We start from the raw sequence: 23,347 nt of genomic DNA, 5'->3' as shown, positions 1-23,347 counted from the left end.
GATTTAACACCTTACTCAATGAAGCGATTTAAAAAGATTTTAGGATATGGATTCATAGGAATTGTTGGGATTATAATTGTATCTGTTTTTTGGAATTATCCTAAGCTTACGATAGTGTCGGGATATTCTGCCAAGAATATGGCTTCTTCTGTTTTTATAGGAAATCGTACTGTAGAATTTACAGATGCGCAGGATAACAATTTTGCTCCGATTCATTTGGCGGAGGATGAGGTCAATATGAACGAAAAATCTGCTGTTGCTTCGGTTTTTGGACTTAACGAACGAAAAGCACTGTATAGAGAAGGTCTAGGGAGTGTATTGATTAATGATGAATTTGATGAAAAAGCATCGTATCTAAAACCAAACCGAAATAAGACTAAAAAAAATCTGCCTTTTCCGTATGGAGATCTTCCTCAAAAAGATACAGTTTTTGAAAACGTTGATTATCAAAAAATAAAAACTACAGTTTCTTCGATTTTTGATGGGGAAGGAGAAAGCATACAAAAAACACGAGCGGTATTGGTCATTTATAAAGATCAGATAATAGCAGAAAAATACGTAGATGGTTTAGACCAGAATTCTATTCTGTTAGGATGGTCTATGACCAAAAGTATATTAGCCACCAACTACGGAGTGTTACAAAAACAAGGTAAGATTAATATTCATGAAAAAGCGCCTATAAAAGAATGGCAGAATGATGAGCGAAAAGAAATAACGATCAATAATTTATTACAAATGAATTGTGGTTTGGCCTGGGATGAAGATTATGGATCGATCTCTGATGCAACGACAATGTTATATTTAGATGAAGATATGACCAAAGCGCAGATACATAAGGAAGCAATGCATAAACCGAATGAATATTGGTATTACTCATCTGGTGTTTCTAATCTGTTATCTGGAATTCTGAGAAAACAGTTTGATAGTTATCAGGAGTATCTTGATTTTCCGTATCGAGAATTTATTGATAAAATCGGGATGCATTCTATGCTTATAGAAACGGATATGGCAGGAAATTATGTGGGTTCTTCTTATGCTTGGGGAACGGTTAGAGATTGGGCGAAATTTGGATTGCTATATCTTCATAAAGGTAATTGGAATGGAGAGCAAATTTTTAATTCTGATTGGGTGGATTATGTTACGACACCAAGTCCAACATCAGAAGACGATTATGGCGGTCATTTTTGGTTGAATGCAGGCGGTTTTTACCCAGACGCTCCCAGAGATATGTATTCTGCTAATGGTTTTCAGGGACAACGGGTTTTTATTATCCCTTCTAAGGATTTAGTTATTGTACGTTTTGGATTGATTGGTGATGCTGGTGTGGATTTTAATACATTTTTAAAAGATATTGTTGGAGCGATACGGTAATTGCGAGGCATGTCTTGATTTTTATACAAGTTGTTTAATAAAAAACAAATTATCAGGATAAATCTCACGACATTTATACCTGAAATTTTAAAAAATTATAATGAACGGCTTTTTGTTTACACTAAAAAGAAATGGAGTTTTGTTGTGCACAATGATAATGATGTCACTAACAATACTAGCGCAAGAATTACAATTAAACACTGGTTATGATGTAAAAGAATACCTCTCGCAAGTTAGTGTAAATACTATTTCGATTTCTCCTAACGGAAACTATATTGCAGTGATTACTTCTTATGATGATTTAGAAAAGAATTCAACAGAAAAAATGTTGTGGTATTATGAAATAAATGATCAGGGCAAAGCAATTTCTAAAACTAAAATAGAGTTTTTTAATAATACAATATCCCAACTTAACTGGACCAACGATAGTCGTTATTTGATTTTTAAGGCAAAAGACAGCATAGGATATAGCTTGTTTAAAACACCTAATAATAATCCAACAAAAGTAACTCCATTATTAAAGGAGAGAGAAAAACTTAAGGAATTGTCGTATTATAAAATACTAGATGCTACCACTCTTGTTTTTTTAGAATCAAAGAAAAAAAATGAAGATAAAAGTCAAAAAGATATTTTAAGTTTTCCTAAAGCAAAGAATGAGATTCATACCATTTTCAAGAAAATAAATTTTGAAACAGGGAAAATAGATTCTTTATTTACTTTGGAAAAAAACGTAGTTCATTTTGATATTTCTCCTGATAAAAAGAATATACTTTATTCAAACTATAATTATTCTACATATTTTGATAATAACTCGTATGCAGATTCACACACTTATCTTATTGATGCAACAAATGGGGAGTTAAAAAAGCAACTTACTAATGATTATGTTTGGGATGAATCTAATTGGTTTGGTGAGGATAAGATCTTATCTCATTTCTCGGGAAACCCTAAGATAAAACATTATAATTCAGTGTTTAACTGGCTTTCCATAATAAATCCAACGAATGGTGATCAAAAAAAACTGGGTAATTTCAAAGGAAGGATTCGAAATTATATAACGCTAGAGGGTAGTAAAATTATCCTTAATGCTCAGCAGTCGACTACATCTAACTTCTATTTTTATAAAGATGGACGATTTGAAAGAATAAGTGATCATAAAGGTACTATTAGTAATTTTGAAAACGATAATGACAAAAACCTAATGGCTTTTTCAATGATTACAAATTCTTCGTTTGAAGAAGTATACATTGCAAGAACGATAGAAGAACTAAAAAATCCAATTAAAATTAGTGACTTTAATAGCTCTCTTAGTGCCCAACCTAATCCGGAAATAGAGAAAATAAGTTGGAAGAATTCTTCAGGAGAAATTATAGAAGGAGTTTTAATGTGGCCTCCAGGAAAAAAAGGGGTTAAAAATTTGCCTTTTGTTGTTGATATACATGGCGGTCCTCGGTCAAGTAGATCTGAAGCGATATCACTAGGAGGATTACATTATTATTACGCACCTTCATTATTGGCATCTAAGGGTTTTCTGGTTTTATTACCCAATTATAGAGGTAGTACAGGTCGTGGACAAGAGTTTGTGGATTCTCTAAATGGTTATCCGAGTTCTAGACCATCAGATGACATTCTAACAGGTGTTGCTTATATACTAGCTAAAAAATGGGCAAATAAAGACAAAATGGTCATAAAAGGAGCTAGTTACGGTGGTCAGTTAACAAATTGGATTATAGGGAATACAGATATTTTTAAAGTTGCTTTACCGAGTTGCGGAATATGGAATGAGCGTGCAAGTTTTGGTACTGGAGATGGTGATATAGGACAATTGATTAAGTTTAATCAATTGCATTATTGGAATAATCCAGAATTGTTTGATAAAGAGAGTGCTTTTCTTTATGCTAAAAACATTAAAACTCCAACATTAATAACTCACGGAGGAAAAGACGTAAGGGTTCCAACACATAATGCTTATGCTATGTATTATACGTTAAAAGAACTAGGAGCACCTGTTGAACTTTTAATTTATAAAAATGAAGGACATATCTATAGAAAACCTTCTAATAAATTGCACAAAGTAGAGGCAGAGCTACTTTTTATAGAAAAGCATTTAGGAAATTAAAAAAACCTCAACAAATATATGAAGAGGCTTGTTTCTCACCAGACCTCACAGGTTTCTAAAACCTGTGAGGTCTGGAAGTTCAATTACCTCCCAAAATAATCATAGTATCTCTCCGCGTGTTGCTCATAACGCTTAATCAAATCAATGTTTTTCTTTTCTCGATCTGTTAATTCATTTCTGACATCTGTAGACACTGGAATATACCAATCAATTTGACTGTCAAAAAAGTAACGCATTTTTCGGTTTTTAAAAGAATACCCATGTCTGGCATAAATTAGATTTCTAAGGACTTCTAATTCTCCTTTATTTAGGTTTTCAATATCTTGATTGGTTAGTTCTTGAGTAGAAGCATTAAGTTTACCAATAATTTGTGCACTTATCGCCTCCAATTCTCCATTTTCATCTTCTTGAGAATTATACAAAGCTAAATTGTAATCATAGTCAACATCGAAATCTAAATTTAACATGGAGTCATATTTAAATTTTCTTTTGGTAAGCTTGTACTTTCTTTTTGTTACGGATAAGTTTTCGTTGTTTGCTATCCAGATTCCTTTAATTTCGTTTTGTCCTGGTAAAAATTTAATTTCAAAAACACCATCATATTTGTCATCGCCAGGTTCTGAAGCTTTAGCGAAAAAAGAAGTTTTGTCAAAGGTTCCCTTGAATGGTCTTTCGTTTCCGGCAACGACAGAATGACCAAAAATAGAGTCAGCTTTAATTTGGTCAATAGAGATGTTTATTTTATTGGAATATGATGGAGTGATGTTAGTATCAGTAAATTCTGATGCTTCAAAATAACCTACATAATAACCTAACAAATATGTATGATCTGATTTAGAAACTTTTTCAATCACTGTATCATTCTTTTCTTTAATAATTTCATTTTCTAAAGTTGAAGTTGTTTCAACTTTTTCTTTTTGTACTTCTTTTTTACAAGAGATAATAAGTAGAGCAAATACTAAGAAGATGGCGTTTTTCATTTTTTAATATATTTTATAATAATGATTTCTGCAATAATAAGATTTAATACCCAACCTAACCATGCTACAATTTGATATACATCCATAGGTCTTGGCTGAAAAACCAGAACAATCAGGTATTTCCATAAGCGTAAAGTTATAGCAGATAATGTTAAAGCAAAACTTCTGATCATAAAAATTTGATGTTTTTGATAGTCTTTTTGTTTAATTGCTAAAAACGCTTTTAAAGTAAACCAAAACCAACCAATAGCTAATAAACAGAAGGCAAGTTGAGACCAGAAACCACCATTGGCATAATATCCAATAATAAGTCCGGATGGTGCAGCAAGTAGTAGCACGGATACTAAATACATCCAGCCAACAATTTTATGAACTTTGGCGTACTTTGTTCTTACCTTTTTAGAAAATTGTGTAAATCCTGCAAATAAGGAAAAAACAGAGAATGTTACGTGAACATAAAATGCAATTTTATAATGTGTAAAATGAATATACTGTTGCTTGATTCTTAAAAATGCCACATCAAAATCAATAGGAAAGTATTGAAGTGTAATCTGAAACATCAATATACAAAAGAAGGTATACAGTATCAGGAGCACTATTTGATATATGGTAACTTTCTGCATAAAAATAAAAAAACCTCAACAAATATATGAAGAGGTTTAGTATATGTTACGATTATTTGTTTCTACAAATCAAATCCAATGTTTACACCAAGCTTGTTGGCAATTAACTTGTTGATTCGTTGTTTTAGCTGAGGTATTTTTACGCTTTCTAATACGTTATTTGCAAAAGCATACATTAATAAGGCTCTTGCTTCTTTTTCTCCAATTCCTCGGGATCTCATATAGAACAAAGCTTGTTCGTCTAACTGACCGATGGTACAACCGTGAGAACATTTTACATCATCAGCAAAAATCTCTAGCTGAGGTTTAGAATTAATCGTTGCCTTGTCACTCAATAAAATATTATTATTAGACTGAAAAGCATTGGTTTTCTGAGCCTCTTTATTTACTATGATTTTACCATTAAATACACCTGTGGCTCTTTCGTCAAAAATACCTTTGTAGTCTTGGTGACTTTCGCAATTAGGTTCGGTGTGGTGAACCAGCGTGTTGTGGTCTACATGTTGCTTACCTTCGATAATAGTAACGCCATTAAGGATAGAATCAATACCTTCTCCTTTCTGATAGAAATTTAAATTATTTCTGGTCAGGTTTCCTCCAAAAGCAAATGTATGTACAGATGCCACACTTTGTGCTTGTTGTTGGATATGTGTATTATCTATTAACGAAGCATTCTCATGGTCATTCTGAATTTTATAATAATCAACAAAAGCCCTTTTATCAGCAAAAATTTCGGTTACTGAGTTTGTCAAAACTGAATTCTCAGTTAAACTCTGATGACGCTCAATGATCTGTACGTGCGAATTTTCTTCAACAACGATAAGATTACGAGGTTGTAAAAGTTGTGTTGATTCTTTTCCTGTAGAAAAGTGAATGATCTGTATTGGTTTGTCTGCTTGCTTATTCTTCGGGATATAGATATAAGCTCCTTCTTTAGAAAAAGCAGTATTTAATGAAGTCAAACCGTCTTGTGGAGCAATTTTATTAAAATAATTGTCAATAATTGGCTTGTACTTTTCGTGGCTCAGCGCAGACGACATTAAACAAACATCAATCTTGTCATGGGTGGTTTCTGATAAATGCGATGAGTATTTACCATCTATAAATACGATTTTATAAGTATCTAAATCATGAAGAAAGTACTTTTTTACATCCTTAAATTCAAGGGCATTTTCTTCTTTAGGAAAAATACTATAATCGTGCTTTAGTATCGCATTTAGCGAAGTATATTTCCAGGCTTCTTCTTTTTTAGAAGGAAATCCTTTTTCTTCAAAGACTTTTATTGCTTGACTTCTGATATCATGAACAGGAGCGTCTACATCTACTGTATTTTCAAAAGCAAGAAAAGAAGATACTAATTTTTCTTTTAGCTCCATAATTATGCGTTTATCTCTTCTTTAATCCAATCGTATCCTTTTTCTTCCAATTCTAAAGCAAGTTCTTTGGTTCCGGACTTTACTATTTTTCCATCATACAAAACGTGTACAAAATCAGGTACGATATGATCCAATAAGCGCTGATAGTGAGTAATTACTATGACAGCATTGTCCTTGCTTTTTAATTTATTTACGCCATTAGCTACGATACGTAATGCATCAATATCTAATCCAGAGTCTGTTTCATCCAAAATAGCCAATTTTGGCTCCATCATCGCCATTTGGAATATTTCGTTACGTTTTTTCTCTCCTCCAGAAAATCCTTGGTTAAGGGAACGAGATAAAAATTTACGATCGATATCTAATAATTCAGATTTTTCACGAATTTTCTTCAGCATATCCTTAGCCGGCATTTCTTCGAGTCCTTGAGCTTTTCTGGTTTCGTTGATAGCGGTTTTCATGAAATTAGTAACCGTAACTCCAGGAATCTCCACCGGATATTGAAACGAAAGAAAAATTCCTTTATGAGCACGTTCTTCTGCTGCTAATTCTTCTATATCTTCACCATCTAACAGGATGTTACCTTCTGTTACTTCATATTCCTCTTTTCCCGCCACAATACTAGCTAATGTACTTTTCCCGGCACCGTTAGGACCCATTATTGCGTGAACTTCTCCTGCTTTTACATGTAGATTAAGACCTTTTAAAATTTCCTTGTCTTCAACGCTAGCGTGTAAATCCTTAATTTCTAACATCTTGTATTTTTATATCTATTTAAATAAATTTTTTAGTGATTGTGACCTTCATGTCCGGGCTCACTGGATTGTTCTTCCGAATCTGAAGATTTTATTTTTGTAGGTAATTCTGAAGTTGGCTCACTTACACCAACAATTTCTTTTATTTCCACAACTTCAGGCCAACCTTCTTCTGTATTAGGCTTTATGACACCATTCACTACAACGGGTACCATATCATATTCTTCTCGTTGTAACGGCTTTACTTTTTCTGCTAATTGTTGAGCCATATCATCAACGATAACTCCATAAATAAAATCTTTACCTTTTAGGACACCTGCATTATTAATTAAAATATATTCTCCACGAATTAGAGTAGTTTCAATATCAGATGACTCTTTTTTTTCATTTTTACAGGAAAAAATTAATAGGCTTACGATGATAAGAAGAAATGATTTTTTCATTTGTGCGAATTTGTTAGTTAAACACTTTATCCTACAGAACCTTCCAGAGAAATTTCTAAAAGTTTTTGGGCTTCTACCGCAAATTCCATGGGGAGTTTGTTCAACACCTCTTTACTAAAACCGTTTACAATCAAAGCAATTGCTTTTTCTGTATCGATACCTCTTTGGTTACAGTAAAAAATTTGATCTTCTCCAATCTTACTGGTAGTCGCTTCATGTTCTATTTGAGCAGTTTTATTCTTTGCTTCAATATAAGGAAACGTATGAGCGCCACATTCATTGCCCATCAACAAAGAATCACACTGAGAAAAATTACGAGCATTCGTTGCTCTACTATTTATTTGTACTAATCCTCTATAACTATTTTGTGATTTTCCGGCAGAAATACCTTTAGAAATAATGGTACTTTTAGTATTCTTTCCTAAATGTATCATCTTAGTACCTGTATCGGCTTGCTGGAAATTATTAGTAACAGCTATGGAGTAAAATTCACCAACCGAGTTATCTCCTTTAAGTACACAAGAAGGATATTTCCAAGTAACTGCAGACCCAGTTTCTACCTGAGTCCAGGAAATTTTTGCATTTGCCTCACAAATACCTCGCTTCGTTACAAAATTAAAAACTCCACCTTTTCCTTCAGCGTTACCGGGATACCAGTTTTGTACTGTAGAATACTTAATTTCCGAACTATCTAAGGCTATTAGTTCTACTACGGCAGCGTGTAATTGATTTTCATCCCTAGAAGGAGCAGTACACCCTTCCAGATAACTTACATAACTACCTTCATCAGCGATTACTAAGGTGCGTTCGAACTGACCTGTACCCGCTTGATTGATTCTAAAATACGTGGATAATTCCATCGGGCATCTTACACCTTTTGGGATATAACAAAAAGAACCATCGCTAAATACTGCAGAATTTAATGCTGCATAAAAATTATCTTTTTGTGGAACAACGGATCCGATATGTTTTTTTACCAGTTCTGGATGTTCTTGTATAGCTTCAGAAATAGAACAGAATATAATTCCTTTTTCCGCAAGTGTATCTTTAAAAGTTGTTGCTACCGAAACAGAATCCATCACTATGTCTACCGCAACACCTGCTAATTTTTTTTGTTCATCCAAAGAAATACCCAACCTTTTGAAGGTATCCAATAATTCTGGATCTACCTCATCAAGACTATCATATTTTGGCTTTTTATTAGGAGCTGAATAATATGAAATATCTTGAAAATTAGGTTTTTCATAATTTACGTTAGCCCATTCCGGCTCTTCCATTTGTTCCCAAGCTCTGAATGCTTCTAATCTCCAGTTTGTCATCCATTCTGGCTCATTTTTTTTCTTAGAAATCGCACGAACAATGTCTTCATTTAGACCAACAGGAAACGTATCGGATTCTATATCTGTATAAAATCCATACTCGTATTCTTTGGTTTCTAATTCTTTTTTTAAGTCGTCTTCGGTATATGCCATCTTACTAAGTCCTGAACTTTATTCAGGATCTTTTTTTTAAATTTTTAAAGGGAAAAACTTTCTCCGCAACCGCAAGTTCTATTAGCGTTGGGGTTATTAAAAACGAAACCGGTTCCATTTAATCCTCCGGAATATTCTAGGGTAGTGCCAATGAGGTATAAAAAGCTTTTTTTGTCAACAATTATTTTTACTCCATTATCTTCAAAAACTTTATCTCCTTCTTCCTGGTTTTTATCAAATTTTAAGTCATACGATAAACCTGAACAACCTCCACTTTTAACACCTACCCGAACATAGTCTGAAGAAGCGTCATAACCGTCATCGCTCATCAACTCTATGACTTTCTTTTTAGCTGTATCTGATACCTTAATCATACTATTATAAAATAGATTAATTCTAAATTGATTGCAAATATACTACATATGTAGGTTTTATTTACATAACCTAACATTTATCTAACATATATTAGAATAGGTATAATCTATAACAAATTCAGGCAAAGAACTTTAAAATTCAGAAAAACGATGATCATTTACAAAATCGTCATCGGTAAGGGTTTTTAAAAAGGAGATAATTTGTTGTTTTTCTTCTTCGGCCAGAGGAATTCCGGTAACCATTCCCTCAGAATTTTTGAACATAGGATCTAAGGTTTCAGAATCGACCATTCCATCACTGTAATGATCTAAGACATCTTTTAAGGTTTTTAATCTTCCGTCGTGCATATACGGAAATGTTAGTTCAATATTCCTGAGATTAGGCACTTTAAACTTATATAGGTCAGAAGCCAGACCAGTAACTCGGTTTCTACCGATGTCGTTGTATTGCGGATCTACAGCTAGTCCATTATTGCGATAGGATTGATCAGTAAACAAAGTTCCGGAGTGACAAGAAGCACATTTTGATGTAAAAAGCTCAAAACCAGCTGCTTCATCCGGCGTAAAAACTGAACCCTCATTTCTTTCTATTTTATCATATTTAGAGTTTGATGAGATCATCATAATCGTAAATTGTGCTAATGCTTTGAGGATATTTTCAGAGTTGATTTTTTGATCTTCAAACGCCTCGGCAAAAAGGGTTACATATTCTGGTTGTTCTTCGAGTTTTTTAATAATATTTCCAAAAGACTCATTCATCTCCACTTCTGCAGTGATCGGTATGATCGGTTGCAGATCCAAGTGTATAGCAGCACCATCCCAAGTAAATTCGTTCATAAAAGCCAAATTATGTAAAGGCTGTGCATTTCTCGTTCCTAAAGCTCCATCGACCCCATGGCTTACAATGTGTGTGTGATGCGTAAAAGCAAAATCCTGAATATGGCAGAACCCACAAGAAATAACTCCATCTGAAGACAGTCGACCATCATAAAACAACTTTTTACCTAATTCAAATCCTTTTTCTGTTGGTGGGTTAAGGGATACATTATAACTAGGTTCTGGAAAATTGGAAGGGACTGTAAATTCTAGTTTCGGATTTTGATCAATAGGGATATAATCTTCTTTCTCAGAACTGCAGGCAGCTCCGAAAAGAATGAGTATAATATAACCTATGTTTTTAATCATTTAATTAGAATTACTATTTATCGTAAACATAGTGCCTACATTTTCTGCTAATATTGGCGCGTTTACGGGATCTACCTGAACATCACTTTTTTGTTCTAATGAGTATGTATTGATACCATCAAAAATTTTAGCAATATCTGCGTCAATTGATAGGTTAGATGTGGTTTCATCTCCTATTGTAATTATACTGGACGCATCTAGTATAATTTCTTTATAGTTATCCAAAGCAGTTCCGTGGCTTCCTATATGTAATAGAAAATCACCAGCGGTTCCTCCCTGAGGAGTAAAAGAACCTTCGAACTTTAGAAACTTATATCCTGCAGACCAAGACCAAAGCATGCCATTTTCTTCGGCAGTAGGAATGAAGTTAGCTATTCCATTGAGAGGGTAATTAGATTGATCCACTCCAAATCCGAATTTAATTTTGTTATAAACACCGGTATCTATATTATTAAGTGTAATTCGTTTACTGGAGGGAATTTCTTCATTAATTAAAAAATAACTATCCTCAACCGGATAGATGAATTCTTCTCCATTTTCTTTGATCAGAACAATATTGCTAATGATATATTTTAGTTCTGTTATAGTATAAGACTCGTTACTTTGATTTGTATAAGAAGCAGTATTTAAACCAATCAGATCAGTGCCGACCTTATTTGTAAAATTTATTTCCAAGGTTCCAAATGTAGGGGCATCATCATTTTTACAAGATATTACCGCCATTAGAACAAATACTATGAACGTAAACTTTTTCATGTTTATTTATATTTTATGATGATAACGTCTTTACCACCTCGATTATTAGGAACATCTACATCATTACTTTCAGAACTACCGGCAATAATGATCTTTTTGTCTTGAGTCTCTATACATCCAACTGCAAATTCTTCACCGCTACCACCTAAGGTTGATTTCCAGATGACATCACCATTATTGTCAATCACAACATTCCAGATATCACTTTGACCTTGGTTTTCTGTAATGTCACCATCATCACTTCTAGAATTACCTGTAATGATGAAACCGCCGTTTTGTGTCTTGTGAATTCCTCTTCCCGTATCAAACTCGGCACCACCAAGCGATTTTTCCCAGATGAGGTTTCCATTGCCATCGATTTGGATCATCCATAGATCTGCGTTACCACTAGATTCAGAAACATCTCCGTCGTTACTTCTAGAGTCTCCAACAATAACATATTTGCCATCTCCTGATGTGGCGATAGCATATCCCACATCAATTTCAGAACCTCCATACGTTTTTTCCCAAACCTTGGTTCCCTCTGTATTTACTTTAACTACCCAAAAATCATAGCTTCCATTGCTATTAGAGACATCAAAATCATTACTTTCTGAGGATCCGATCATTAAAAATCCGTCATCTTCGGTTTGTACAACATCATAGCTTCTATCATTATTGGTTCCGCCAAAATAACGCCTCCATTCTTTATCACCTGCCGCATCCAATTTAATTCCCCAAAATTCTCCAACTCCATGTTTTTGGGAAATATTTTTATTGTCATTCCCTTCTCCGTTACTAGCTGATACATCCAGAAATCCTGTAATAAAATATCCATTATCAGTGGTTTGGATTAATGAAAAAGCACGATCAACACCAGGAAACCCAAATGATTTTTCCCATTGGATATCACCTGTAGCATTGATTTTTAGAATCCAATAATCTTGTAGGCCTTCATTTATACTAACATCTCCGTCATTACTTCGGCTGTATCCTACCAAAGCATAACCGCCGTCATTAGTTTTGATTATTTTCTGACCTCTATCATCTGCTGTACCACCGTATGTTTTACTCCAAATAACATTTCCTTCATTAGATATCTTTAGAACCCAATAGTCACTATCTGTTGCAGTTTTATCTACAATATCTCCATCTATACTTTGTGTGTAACCAAAAACGACATAACTTCCATCTTCAGATTCGACCACCGATAATGCATCGTCTTCACCACTGCCGCCAAAGGTTTTAATCCATTCTACTTCACCTTGGAAACCTTCTGGAGTAGGATTGTTAGGTTCTACAGGAGTATCATCACTACTACAGGCTACCAAACAGAGCAGCAAAAAAACGGTAATGAAAACCAGAAAGAAATATTGTTGTTTCTTCATAATCATTAATTAATAATTAGCTTTTTGGTAAAATCATTTATTCTAACCAGATAAATTCCGGGAGCATAATGAAGTGCAAGGTAGATGCTTTGTGAATTGTCGAATTTTGTAATCTCCTGCATCTTTTTCCCTAAAACATTAAAAATCTCTATTTTTTCTAAATCAGATGTATTAATCCCATCAATTGTAATACCGGATTTTGTTGGGTTTGGATACATAGTGAATGCCGATTTCTGCGTAAAGTCGTTTACACTTAAAGTGTTACTCTCTCTAACGAGCAAAAACCCTCTTTCGATATCACTGATGACAATATTTCCACTATTAAAATACGGATAAACATTCCAGGCGCCGTTAAATCCCGCATTATCATTTGAAGGATAGCTGTCAAACGACCCAATTTCTGATATGTTTTTATTAGCAATATCCGAAATATCAACTACACGTAAACCAGACCTATAGTTTGCCAGATAAAACTTATTATCTTTTACGTACCCATTATGATCTATGGCTGGCGTAGGGCCAGAATAATTCATATGAAATTTCGGGTTATCTAAATCTTCAAAATCAAAAATAATCGTTCGAGTATTGAAACCAACATTCCTTTCATCAGTCTCATCACCCAACAAAAAATAACGTTGATCTTCTGTAAACCAGCCTTGATGTACATAACCTATATTAGTATATCCAATTGTCGAAATAGTCACTGGATTATTTTTATCGGTTATATCTGCAATTACAACTTCAATTTCATTACTTCCGATCAATATTTCACGACCTGTATAATCGGTATCTGTTCCATTATATGTAACTACCTGAGCATCGTGACTATAAGCTTGCCCTCCATTAGATAAGAAACCACCGGCATCGACAGGGTTTTTAGGATCTCGTATATCAATAAATAATGGTCCTCCCCGATAGGTTCCGGACCTACTTGTCCCCACTGCATATGCGAACCCAGTATTTTCATTGATTACAATGTTATGAGCGCTGCCAAAACCAGTATATCTAGTATCGGCAGTAAAAGTTTGCGGTGGATTGGTAACATTTCTTAATCTGGTTAAATCAAACACCTGCATTCCGTGATTAGATGCTTCACTAACGATAAACGCGTGATTTTGATATACTTTTACATCTCTCCAAGAGCTGTTGGTTGTTGCTGTTGGTAACTTTCCTAAATATAAAGGACTCAAAGGATCTGAAATATCAATAAAAGCGGTTCCGTTATTAAGTCCTATAAGTGCATATTCTTTTCCTGTCGAAGGATCTATCCACCCCCAACTGTCATTTCCTGCTCCAGCATTCATTGTTGTTAAAGAAATCTGAGACATAAGGTCGTAATTATCGCAAGGAAAAGAGCCGGCCATTCCATTATCACAGACGGTTTGAGAAGAAATGCTTAACGATAGGAGCAGTAGGCTAAGTGTGAATAAATACTTCATTGGTTTAAGGTGTTAAGAGATTATATGGTGAGTATTGAGTTGTTTAAATTTGATTTGTTAATCAGGAGTACTTTCTTTTACCAAGAGAAAACCTGCATTGATATCACTAATGACAAGGTTTCCACTTTCGAAATATGGATACACATTCCAGGCTCCGTTAAAACCGGCTGCATTACTAGAAGGGAATGTATCAAAATAGCCTATTTCACTTATAGATTTTGACTCGATGTTCGAAATATCAATAATTCTGATTCCGGCTCTATAATTCGCTAAATAGAATTTATTTCCTTTCACATACCCATTATGATCGATTGCCGGTGTTGGGCCCGTATAGTCCATATGAAATTTTGGATTATCAAGATCTTCAAAATCAAGTATAATTGTTCTGGTATTAAAACCTACACGTGATTCATCCAATTCATCTCCTAATAAGAAAAATCTCTGATCTTCTGTAAACCATCCTTGATGCGTATATCCAACATTGGCGTAACTAAGGGTAGCGATTGTTTTGGGATCATTTTTATCAGTGATATCAGCAATCACGATTTCAATTTGATTGCTGCCTATTAATATCTCTCTTCCTGTGTAATCCGTATCTGGTCCGTTATATGTAACAACTTGAGCATCGTGGCTGTAAGCGTCTCCACCATCAGAAATAAAACCTCCTGCGGCTACTGGGTTTGTTGGATCTTGTATATTTACAAAATGAGGACCACCTCCAAATGTAGATGTACCAACGGCATATGCAAATCCGGTATTTTCATTAATCACAATATTATGTGCACTTCCAAAACCAGTATATGTAGTGTTTGCAGTGAATGTTTGAGGAGGATTAGTTACATTTCTTAAAGTCGTTAAGTCAAAAACCTGCATTCCATGACCTGCAGCTTCGCTAACAATAAAAGCATGATTTTCGTATACTTTAGCATCTCGCCAGGAACTGCTTGATGTTGCGGTTGGAAGTTTTCCTAAATATATCGGAGTTTCGGGACTAGAAATATCTATAAAAGCGGTTCCATTATCAAGGCCCATAATTGCATATTCTTTACCGCTGCTGGGATCTGTCCATCCCCAACTATCATTTCCTGAAGACGCACCCATTTCCGAAAGTGATATGGAAGCAATGAAATCAACACCACAACTCGTGTAAATTCCTCCTTCACTTTGGGTTGAACAAGCAAGAGGATTGCTATTGTTATTTTCATCGTCATTACTACAATTTAGAAATAACAAAAAGCTTAAGAAACAAACTATACTACTAAGATATCTTTTCATGTTTTAGAATACTGTTTTTATAAATGGTCTGCAGGGTATATATATAACAAGTAAATTAACAAATACCCTACTAGCCTAAGGAAGGAAAGTTAACTAAAAGTAAGGGTAACACATAGTAAGGACGTAAAAACTTGTCAGTTTTTTGATAAATCCTTTCATAACGGGTAACAAAATTTTAGAACTATTGATATAAAAGCGTAAAACAATAAAAAGACATACAAATGAAAACACAAGTTTTTAGAAAGATAGTAATTGTAGTTATTACAGCATTGTTAGCTAGTTGTTCTAATGATGATTCACCAGTTATAAATCCGGGTGTTACACTTATTGAAAAAGTAGGGGAATGGAATTGTAATGTATCCGAAACATGCCAGGATATTTATCAATACCAGTTTAAAGCAGGTTCTAGAATTTCAATAAATATTGAAGAAGTCACAGGGAATTCTGTGGTGGCAGTAGACGTTTATGCTGAATTTGGTGAGATAGGGGGTCCAAATCTATTAACTAATGGCGGAATCGCACATTACGGTTGCACAGGACAGAACGAAGAAGTTAGTTTAGGAAATATTTTGTTACCCGAAGATGCAACGTATCACATTGCGGTTGCAAGAGATTGGGGACTGAGTGCAGGTGGAGAGGGCAGTTATAAGCTGACGATAATTTCAGACACCCCGTTTTTAGAAGAAGAAATTATAAATGATTCTACAGTGGTAAATTACGAACGAGAATGTATTTAGAATAAACAAATTAATCCCGGATTTTTTCGGGATTTTTATGCAATGAAATCAGCTTGTTCGCTACCTTTGCAATTATGATTGAAGATAAAAATACATCAAGAACATCCTTATCAGAATTAGGAGAATTTGGTCTTATAGACCACTTAAGTAAAAATTTTGAAATCAAACAAGAATCTACTATTCGAGGGATCGGTGACGATGCGGCGGTTTTGGATTTTAAAAATAAGAAATGTGTCCTGACCACAGATCTATTGATTGAAGGAGTGCATTTTGATTTATCTTATGTTCCACTAAAGCATTTAGGTTATAAAGCAGTAATGGTGAACCTTTCTGATGTATATGCAATGAATGCCACTGCAACACAGATCACGGTATCTATAGCAGTATCTAATAGGTTTCCATTAGAAGCTTTAGAAGAGTTATATGCAGGAATTCAAACCGCAGCTAAAATATATAACATAGATGTAGTTGGAGGTGATACCACTTCTTCTACAACCGGACTTATGATAAGCATTACGGCCGTTGGTTATGCGGATGAAGAAAATTTGGTATATCGTGATGGTGCCGGAGAAAATGACTTATTGGTAGTTACCGGTGATTTAGGAGCTGCCTATTTAGGACTTCAGATATTAGAAAGAGAAAAACAAGTATATAAGGCCAATCCCAATTCACAACCGGATCTCGACCAGTATTCCTATTTGATCGAGCGACAGCTGAAACCTGAAGCAAGAAAAGATATTTTTGAACTTCTTAAAGCTTTGGAAGTAAAACCTACAAGCATGATAGATATCAGTGATGGGTTATCTTCTGAAGTTATTCATTTATGTAAAAAATCAAAAGTAGGAGTAAATCTATATGAAGAAAAGATACCTCTGGATCCTGCGGTTATTTCTACATGTGAGGAATTTAAATTAAATAGTACTACAGTAGCCCTTAGTGGAGGAGAAGATTATGAATTATTGTTTACAATTAAGCAAGAAGATTTTCCGAAGATTAAGGCAAATCCTAATCTTACCGTAATTGGTCATATGACCGATGAGAAAAGCGGAATTGGATTGGTAACCAGAGCAAACGAAAAAATCGAATTGATTGCACAGGGCTGGAATCCAATAAAGGAATAATTTATGATGCAGTTTGTAGGTTAATTTTACCTTTATTTCTTGCAATTTTTTTAGCGTGAACAGAGGCTAATGCATCATTAATTTCCTTAAGTTTTGGTGTCATCACCTCTAATCTACCTCTACTATTAGTTGTGGCTTGTTCACCACAATGTGAGCACGTATATTCTTTAATATGATGTGTAACCTGTTTAGAAGTAACATAATCATGACCGAACAAAGCGCAGTAGATTTTTGAAATGGAGAATGACGAATGTGGGGTATATTTCTTCATCTTTGTGGGGGTTAAAAGTTCATTATCAATACAATAATAACATTTTTTTAGTTATTAACAACGATTTGTAAGAAAAATTTTTAAAAAAACTTTAAAATATGCTTGAAAATTCTATTTTATAGTGTTTTTGACCCTAAAAAGTGCACTTGGTCGAACAAACGTGTTTCGAATGTGGCTTTTTTTCGAGTAATCAATATGGGGTAAAAAAAGGAAAATAGATCAGGTATATTTTAGAAAATGTAGTAATGCTTTTATAAACTCATCATGATTTTCGATATAAGACATATGCCCCCCATCAAACGAAATTAAATCTGTTTTACATTGTTTGGACTCATTAAGGTTTTGTTGGTATGATAACACAGGATCTTTTTCTCCTGCAAAAATGACTTTCGGTTTTTTAAACTCTAATAAAATTGAAGTATGATCTTTTCTGATTTTCATGCCTTCCAAGGCTGAGATAATTCCTTGTAGTGGAGTTTTGGAAGCTTCATTCTTTATAGCTTCGATTTGACTACTATATGTTAAACGGTTTTCTTCTGCAAAAAGATTGGCGATTGCCATACTGGTATATGCATCAGGATTTTTCTTAACGATATCTATTGCTCTACTTCTGTTTATTTTTTTTTCCTGGCTATCTGGTAAAGAAGTAGAATTGAGTAATACAAGTCCGGAAACGTTTTTGGGAAACAAATCTAAATAAGCTAATGAAACATATCCACCCATAGAGTGACCAATAAATATGGGATTATCAATTTTGATGGTATCTAAAACAGCCTTAACCGCCTCTGCCATATCTTCCATTCTATGGATATAACCGATACAATCTGTTTTTCCGTGTCCTAACAAATCAATAGTAATACATGTGTATGTATTAGAAAAATAAGAAACGATCTCATTCCACATTGTAGAGTTTTCTAAAAAACCATGTAAAAAAACTAAAGGAGCACCTTTTCCTAAGGTGTTATAATGAATTTCAATGCCTTTGTATGCTAATGTCATTTTGAAATTTTATATTTCAACTTTTTTATCAAATTATCAATTTTCGTTTAAGCGATATAAACCTAACCAAATGCAATTTAATAAAGAAACTTTTATCACGGGATTTGCTTTGTTCTCTATGTTTTTCGGAGCGGGCAATTTGATCTTGCCTCCTAACCTGGGTTTTAAAGCAGGTGAAATGTGGTTGTGGGTTGCTGTTGGTTTTGTTATTTCTGCGGTAGTATTGCCGTTGCTCGGAATTTTCGCACATGCACGATTACAAGGAACTATGCTGGATTTCGGAAAGAAAGTGTCTCCTGCCTTTAGTCTTATTTACTGTCTTATTGTCTATGCTATTTCAATTACATTGCCGTCTCCCAGAACAGCTTCAGTGACTCACGAGATGGCTATCCAACCTTTTTTTGGAACTAGTTCATTATTAACAAGTAGTCTATATTTTGGATTGGTATTATTTTTTGTACTTAATCGATCAAAAATCTTAAATATAATAGGAAAGTTTCTCACTCCTATTATCTTTCTAGTGATTCTTAGCATTATTTGTATAGGAATTTTTTCTACCCATTCTCCAATGAATATTTCGGTTTTTGAAACACCTGTGGTAAATGGATTATTAGAGGGGTACCAAACATTTGATGCGATCGGAGCGGTGGTTGTAGGAGGTGTGGTTATTATTTCACTTCGATTAAAAGGAAGAAAAACATTTGCAGAAAACCGATTATTAATACGCAATTCGGGAATCATTGCAGGAATCGGACTGTTTATAGTGTATGCAGGATTGATATATAATGGAGCTTTGTTTAATAGTGATTTTGAAGGCAACATCAGCAGAACAGAATTGTTGTCGGGTCTAAGTTTAAAAACACTAGGAACTATTGGGAGCACTTTTTTAAGCGTGCTTGTTTCTTTAGCATGCTTTACTACAGCCGTTGGAATCGTAACAGGAACTTCGGATTTTATAAAAGGGTTATTCAGAGAGTCTCAGCAAGCATATATCGTTACAGCAATTATTGGGTGTGTTCTTGGGGTTGTAATGGGGCAATTAGACGTACACGATATTATTGTGGTTGCTGTTCCTGCTTTAATGTTCATTTACCCAATTACTATAGTATTAATATTATTAAATGTATTGCCAGAAAAGTTCACTTCTTCTTTCGTATTTAGAGTTGTTGTTGTCACGACTATTTTATTTAGTTTCCCTGATTTTTTGGCATCAATTGGATTTCAGGATCAAGTACAGCCTATTTTGGAGGCTATTCCACTTGGTCAATATAGTTTAGCGTGGTTACTTCCAGCTACTTTTGGTTTTATTTTTAGTAATATCTTTATCAAATTCTTTAAATCCAAATAGATTTTGATGTTTTTAAAGAGTAAAAATTGTATGGAATAACCTTTTTTTGCTAAATTCGCATTTTAACATTTTGTTAAGAGTGTTAAAAAAAGGGAATTTTATCAATAAGGGGAAAAATATACACTAATGAAAAAACTAATATTTCTGGCCGTTGCTGCTATACTAATATCTTCATGTACAAAGGATGATTATATTCCAATAACGTCAAATTTGGATGTAGAATTGTTAAGCGCTTTGGATGATGCGTCTAACGGAGAAGGAGCAGCATTCTTTGTATTACCGGAAAGTGACGACTTTGCAAATATTCCACAAGATCCATTAAATCCAATTACAACAGAAAAAGTTACTCTAGGAAAATTGTTATTACACGAGACCGCTACAGGAGGAAATCCAAAGATTTCAGAGATGGAATCGACTTATTCTTGTGCATCTTGTCATCAGGCAGCAGCTGGTTTTGGTGCTGGTTTACGACAAGGAATTGGTGAGTGTGGCGTTGGTTTCGGAATAAGAGGAGAAGAAAGAGTTGTAAATTCTTCTGTTCCCAGAGATTCTGTAGACGTACAACCAATAAAGTCCCCAACAATATTAAACGTAGCATATCAAGATGTGATGCTTTGGAACGGACAATTTGGAGGAACAGGTACCAATGCAGGTACAGAGGCTAGTTGGACGAATATTCAGGAAAATTTTTTAGGACTTCAAGGAATAGAAGTACAAGCTATCAAGGGACAAGGTGTGCATAGATTACAAATTGATGCTGGGTTTGTGAATACGTTTGGATATAAAACGCTATTTGATGCTGCATTTCCTGATGTAGCAGAAAATGAAAGATATACAACAAATAATGCTGCTTTAGCAATTGCTGCTTATGAGAGAACATTATTGGCAAATAGATCTCCTTGGCAGGATTGGTTAAAAGGGAATAATAATGCATTAAGCGATGCAGAGAAAAAAGGAGCGATTGTTTTTTTTGGAAAAGGAAAATGTTATGAATGTCATACAGGACCTGCATTAAATGATACTGGATTTTATGCTTTTGGAATGGGAGATTTTAACGACACCAATGACGCCATACTTTTATCTGATGTAAATATGGAAAACGTTAAAAGAGGTAGAGGTGGTTTTACCAACAATCCGGCGGATAATTTTAAGTTTAAAACTCCAACGCTATATAATATTATAGACAATGGTTTCTACGGTCACGGAGGAACTTTTACTTCGGTAAAAGATGTAATATCTTATAAAAACCAGGGAACTCCGCAAAACGCTGAGGTACCTTCAGATAATTTAGCATCCCAGTTTGGAACTATCAATCTCACAGAAGAAGAGATTGATAATATGACTTCTTTTATCGAGAATAGTTTAAGGGATCCTGAATTGAGTAGATATGTACCAGCGTCTATCAATTCTGGAAATTGTTTCCCAAATAACGACGATACATCCAGAGCGGATTTAGGATGTGATTAATTTAAGGTTGCGATCCACCAGGTATTCCCATAAGGATCTTTAAAACCGGCTCCTCGGGCTCCATAATCTTCCTCCATAGGTTGCATTAGGGATATGGCTCCTGCGTCAATCGCATTATAGTAGGTTTGATCCGTGTCTTTTACATATACGTACATCGAAGTATGTTGAGCAGGATATGTTTTGGAGGCTTCTGTGATCATAATAGTTGCGTCTCCTATCATCACCTCAGAATGTTCAATTTTGTAGGCGGTATCGACTTTACGGATCATTTCCTGAGCGTTGAATATTTTTCTGATAAAATCAATAAAATCATCGGCATTTTCGACCACCAAATATGGCATTGCTTGTTGATGCCCTGCTGTAATTTTCATTCGCTGCATTGTAACTCTTTAACGTTTTGCTATGCAACGATAAAATCAGTATAAATATTCTATAAAATTTCAAAAAACGGTCACAAAAAAACCTGATAGCTTTTAAAAGCTATCAGGTTTGTGATTCCTTATAAATATAAAATTCAATCTATGACTGATTCATTAATTCTTCAATTTCTTCTGCTTCAATAGGTATATTCGCCATTAAGTTAAAAGGTTCTCCCTTTTCCTGTACGACTACATCATCTTCTAATCTTATTCCAAATCCTTCATCAGGAATATAGATTCCCGGTTCGACGGTAAAGACCATATTAGCCTGCATCGGCTCAGTTAAGATTCCATAATCATGAGTATCTAAACCAATATGATGAGAAGTACCGTGCATAAAATACTTTTTATAAGCTGGCCACTCAGGATCTTCATTTTGCACATCGGCTTTATCGATAAGTCCAAGTCCCAATAATTCTGAGGTCATTATTTTACCAACTTCTACGTGATAATCTGCCCAGATAGCACCAGGCACCAACATTTTGGTTGCCTCATTTTTTACTCGTAAAACTGCGTCATACACAGCTCTTTGTCGATCTGTAAACTTACCGGATACAGGAATTGTACGACTTAAATCACTAGAGTAATTAGCATATTCTGCGGCAATATCCATCAGTATCAACTCTCCTTCCTTACATTGCTGATTATTTTCTATATAATGTAATACATTGGCATTATTACCACTGGCAATAATAGGAGTGTATGCAAAACCTTTAGATCGGTGATTTATAAATTCGTGTAATAACTCAGCTTCAAGATTATATTCCCATACCCCTGGTTTTACAAAACCAAGTAATCTTCTGAATCCTTTTTCTGTGATGTTACAAGCAGTTTGCATCAAATCAATTTCTATGGCATCTTTTACAGAACGTAGTCGTTGTAGTATAGGATTACTTTTTGCAACAGAGTGAGCAGGATATTTAGCTTTCCACCATTTAGTAAAACGATCTTCTCTGGTCTCAGTTTCTACATTTGCTCTATAATGCTCATTAGTATTGACATATACGGTATCACATTGCGTCATGATCTCAAAGAATATTTTCTCCAGATCTTGTAACCAATACACGGTCTTGATTCCTGAAGTTTCAAAAGCTTTTTCTTTTGTCAACTTTTCGCCTTCCCAAATGGCAATTAATTCACTAGTTTCTTTTAAGAATAAGATTTCACGATGTTTTTCATTGGGAGCATCTGGAAATAAGACCAAAACACTTTCTTCCTGATCTACACCACTTAAATAAAAAATATCCCGATGTTGTTCGAAAGGCATTGTACTATCGGCGCTAATAGGATAGATATCATTACTATTAAAAACTGCAATACTATTAGGTTTCATCTTAGCTGCAAAGTTCTTTCTGTTCTTTATAAAGAGATTTTTATCTATTAGGTGATATTTCATATGTTCAATGTATTAAATGTTGTGTATTATGGAATTCCAAAAATACTAAAGCCA

Annotated in this window: 22 protein-coding genes; 6 read left to right on the top strand and 16 right to left on the bottom strand. The window is 34.4% G+C overall.

Going from position 1 to position 23,347, the window contains the following annotated elements:
- The first annotated feature begins 18 nt into the window (after positions 1-18).
- Entirely contained in the window at positions 19-1,371 is a 1,353-nt protein-coding gene (locus ACFSR1_RS12470) for a serine hydrolase domain-containing protein (RefSeq protein WP_378292944.1), read from the top strand.
- Between the two features lie 157 nt (positions 1,372-1,528).
- The gene (locus ACFSR1_RS12465) at positions 1,529-3,490 is read left to right on the top strand and encodes an alpha/beta hydrolase family protein (RefSeq protein WP_378292942.1); all 1,962 of its coding nucleotides are present in this window, start codon (positions 1,529-1,531) and stop codon (positions 3,488-3,490) included.
- Between the two features lie 83 nt (positions 3,491-3,573).
- Here the strand turns inward: ACFSR1_RS12465 and ACFSR1_RS12460 are convergent, their stop codons facing one another.
- The 12 genes from ACFSR1_RS12460 to ACFSR1_RS12405 all read right to left on the bottom strand — a co-directional run bounded on the left by ACFSR1_RS12460 (position 3,574) and on the right by ACFSR1_RS12405 (position 15,535).
- Positions 3,574-4,470, bottom strand: a complete 897-nt coding sequence (locus ACFSR1_RS12460) for a YARHG domain-containing protein (RefSeq protein ID WP_378292940.1) — start codon at positions 4,468-4,470, stop codon at positions 3,574-3,576.
- Complete coding sequence (locus ACFSR1_RS12455; RefSeq protein WP_378292938.1) at positions 4,467-5,030, bottom strand: DUF2306 domain-containing protein; 564 nt, start codon at positions 5,028-5,030, stop codon at positions 4,467-4,469. Before ACFSR1_RS12455 ends, ACFSR1_RS12460 begins: the two co-directional genes overlap by 4 nt.
- 125 nt (positions 5,031-5,155) lie before the next feature.
- Positions 5,156-6,469, bottom strand: coding sequence for a Fe-S cluster assembly protein SufD (gene sufD / locus ACFSR1_RS12450; RefSeq protein WP_378292936.1), 1,314 nt, complete (start codon positions 6,467-6,469; stop codon positions 5,156-5,158).
- Positions 6,470-6,471: 2 nt separating this feature from the next.
- A complete protein-coding gene (gene sufC, locus ACFSR1_RS12445; RefSeq protein ID WP_378292934.1) occupies positions 6,472-7,224 on the bottom strand; it encodes a Fe-S cluster assembly ATPase SufC in 753 nt (250 codons plus the stop codon).
- A gap of 32 nt (positions 7,225-7,256) precedes the next feature.
- Positions 7,257-7,667, bottom strand: a complete 411-nt coding sequence (locus ACFSR1_RS12440; RefSeq protein WP_378292932.1) for a hypothetical protein — start codon at positions 7,665-7,667, stop codon at positions 7,257-7,259.
- Between the two features lie 26 nt (positions 7,668-7,693).
- Positions 7,694-9,139 carry a Fe-S cluster assembly protein SufB gene (gene sufB / locus ACFSR1_RS12435; RefSeq protein WP_378292930.1) on the bottom strand — a complete coding sequence of 482 codons (1,446 nt, stop codon included), beginning with the start codon at positions 9,137-9,139 and terminating at the stop codon, positions 7,694-7,696.
- A 44-nt stretch (positions 9,140-9,183) separates the two neighbouring features.
- Positions 9,184-9,513 carry a HesB/IscA family protein gene (locus ACFSR1_RS12430; RefSeq protein WP_378292928.1) on the bottom strand — a complete coding sequence of 110 codons (330 nt, stop codon included), beginning with the start codon at positions 9,511-9,513 and terminating at the stop codon, positions 9,184-9,186.
- A gap of 132 nt (positions 9,514-9,645) precedes the next feature.
- Positions 9,646-10,698, bottom strand: coding sequence for a cytochrome-c peroxidase (locus ACFSR1_RS12425; RefSeq protein WP_378292926.1), 1,053 nt, complete (start codon positions 10,696-10,698; stop codon positions 9,646-9,648).
- A complete protein-coding gene (locus ACFSR1_RS12420) occupies positions 10,699-11,454 on the bottom strand; it encodes an MbnP family protein (protein WP_378292924.1) in 756 nt (251 codons plus the stop codon). It lies immediately after the preceding gene.
- Positions 11,455-11,456: 2 nt separating this feature from the next.
- On the bottom strand, positions 11,457-12,821 hold the full coding sequence (locus tag ACFSR1_RS12415; protein ID WP_378292922.1) for a hypothetical protein: 1,365 nt from the start codon (positions 12,819-12,821) through the stop codon (positions 11,457-11,459).
- Positions 12,822-12,826: 5 nt separating this feature from the next.
- Positions 12,827-14,260, bottom strand: a complete 1,434-nt coding sequence (locus ACFSR1_RS12410) for a choice-of-anchor B family protein (RefSeq protein WP_378292920.1) — start codon at positions 14,258-14,260, stop codon at positions 12,827-12,829.
- A gap of 57 nt (positions 14,261-14,317) precedes the next feature.
- Positions 14,318-15,535 carry a choice-of-anchor B family protein gene (locus ACFSR1_RS12405; RefSeq protein WP_378292918.1) on the bottom strand — a complete coding sequence of 406 codons (1,218 nt, stop codon included), beginning with the start codon at positions 15,533-15,535 and terminating at the stop codon, positions 14,318-14,320.
- 221 nt (positions 15,536-15,756) lie between these two features.
- On the opposite strand from ACFSR1_RS12405, the gene ACFSR1_RS12400 reads away from it, so the two are divergent.
- Both ACFSR1_RS12400 and thiL read left to right on the top strand, forming a co-directional pair.
- Entirely contained in the window at positions 15,757-16,272 is a 516-nt protein-coding gene (locus tag ACFSR1_RS12400; protein ID WP_378292916.1) for a hypothetical protein, read from the top strand.
- A 74-nt stretch (positions 16,273-16,346) separates the two neighbouring features.
- On the top strand, positions 16,347-17,393 hold the full coding sequence (gene thiL, locus ACFSR1_RS12395) for a thiamine-phosphate kinase (protein WP_378292914.1): 1,047 nt from the start codon (positions 16,347-16,349) through the stop codon (positions 17,391-17,393).
- A gap of 1 nt (position 17,394) precedes the next feature.
- Here thiL and ACFSR1_RS12390 read toward each other — a convergent pair whose 3' ends face one another.
- Positions 17,395-17,664, bottom strand: a complete 270-nt coding sequence (locus tag ACFSR1_RS12390; protein WP_378292912.1) for a hypothetical protein — start codon at positions 17,662-17,664, stop codon at positions 17,395-17,397.
- Positions 17,665-17,883: 219 nt separating this feature from the next.
- Positions 17,884-18,663, bottom strand: coding sequence for an alpha/beta fold hydrolase (locus ACFSR1_RS12385; protein ID WP_378292910.1), 780 nt, complete (start codon positions 18,661-18,663; stop codon positions 17,884-17,886).
- Between the two features lie 70 nt (positions 18,664-18,733).
- Between ACFSR1_RS12385 and brnQ the strand changes: the two genes are divergently transcribed.
- Together brnQ and ACFSR1_RS12375 are read left to right on the top strand one after the other, a co-directional pair.
- Positions 18,734-20,011 (top strand): branched-chain amino acid transport system II carrier protein, encoded by a 1,278-nt coding sequence (gene brnQ / locus ACFSR1_RS12380; protein WP_378292908.1) that lies wholly within the window; start codon positions 18,734-18,736, stop codon positions 20,009-20,011.
- Between the two features lie 126 nt (positions 20,012-20,137).
- Entirely contained in the window at positions 20,138-21,478 is a 1,341-nt protein-coding gene (locus ACFSR1_RS12375; RefSeq protein ID WP_378292906.1) for a cytochrome-c peroxidase, read from the top strand.
- On the opposite strand, the gene ACFSR1_RS12370 is transcribed toward ACFSR1_RS12375, so the two are convergent.
- The gene (locus ACFSR1_RS12370) at positions 21,475-21,849 is read right to left on the bottom strand and encodes a VOC family protein (protein WP_378292904.1); all 375 of its coding nucleotides are present in this window, start codon (positions 21,847-21,849) and stop codon (positions 21,475-21,477) included. The genes ACFSR1_RS12375 and ACFSR1_RS12370 overlap by 4 nt on opposite strands.
- Before the next feature lie 148 nt (positions 21,850-21,997).
- On the bottom strand, positions 21,998-23,293 hold the full coding sequence (locus ACFSR1_RS12365; RefSeq protein ID WP_378292902.1) for an aminopeptidase P family protein: 1,296 nt from the start codon (positions 23,291-23,293) through the stop codon (positions 21,998-22,000).
- Positions 23,294-23,347 lie beyond the last annotated feature (54 nt).

This window comes from Aquimarina rubra, from assembly GCF_042684305.1.
Taxonomy (GTDB): domain Bacteria; phylum Bacteroidota; class Bacteroidia; order Flavobacteriales; family Flavobacteriaceae; genus Aquimarina; species Aquimarina rubra.
This window is presented reverse-complemented; position numbering and strand designations above follow the sequence as displayed.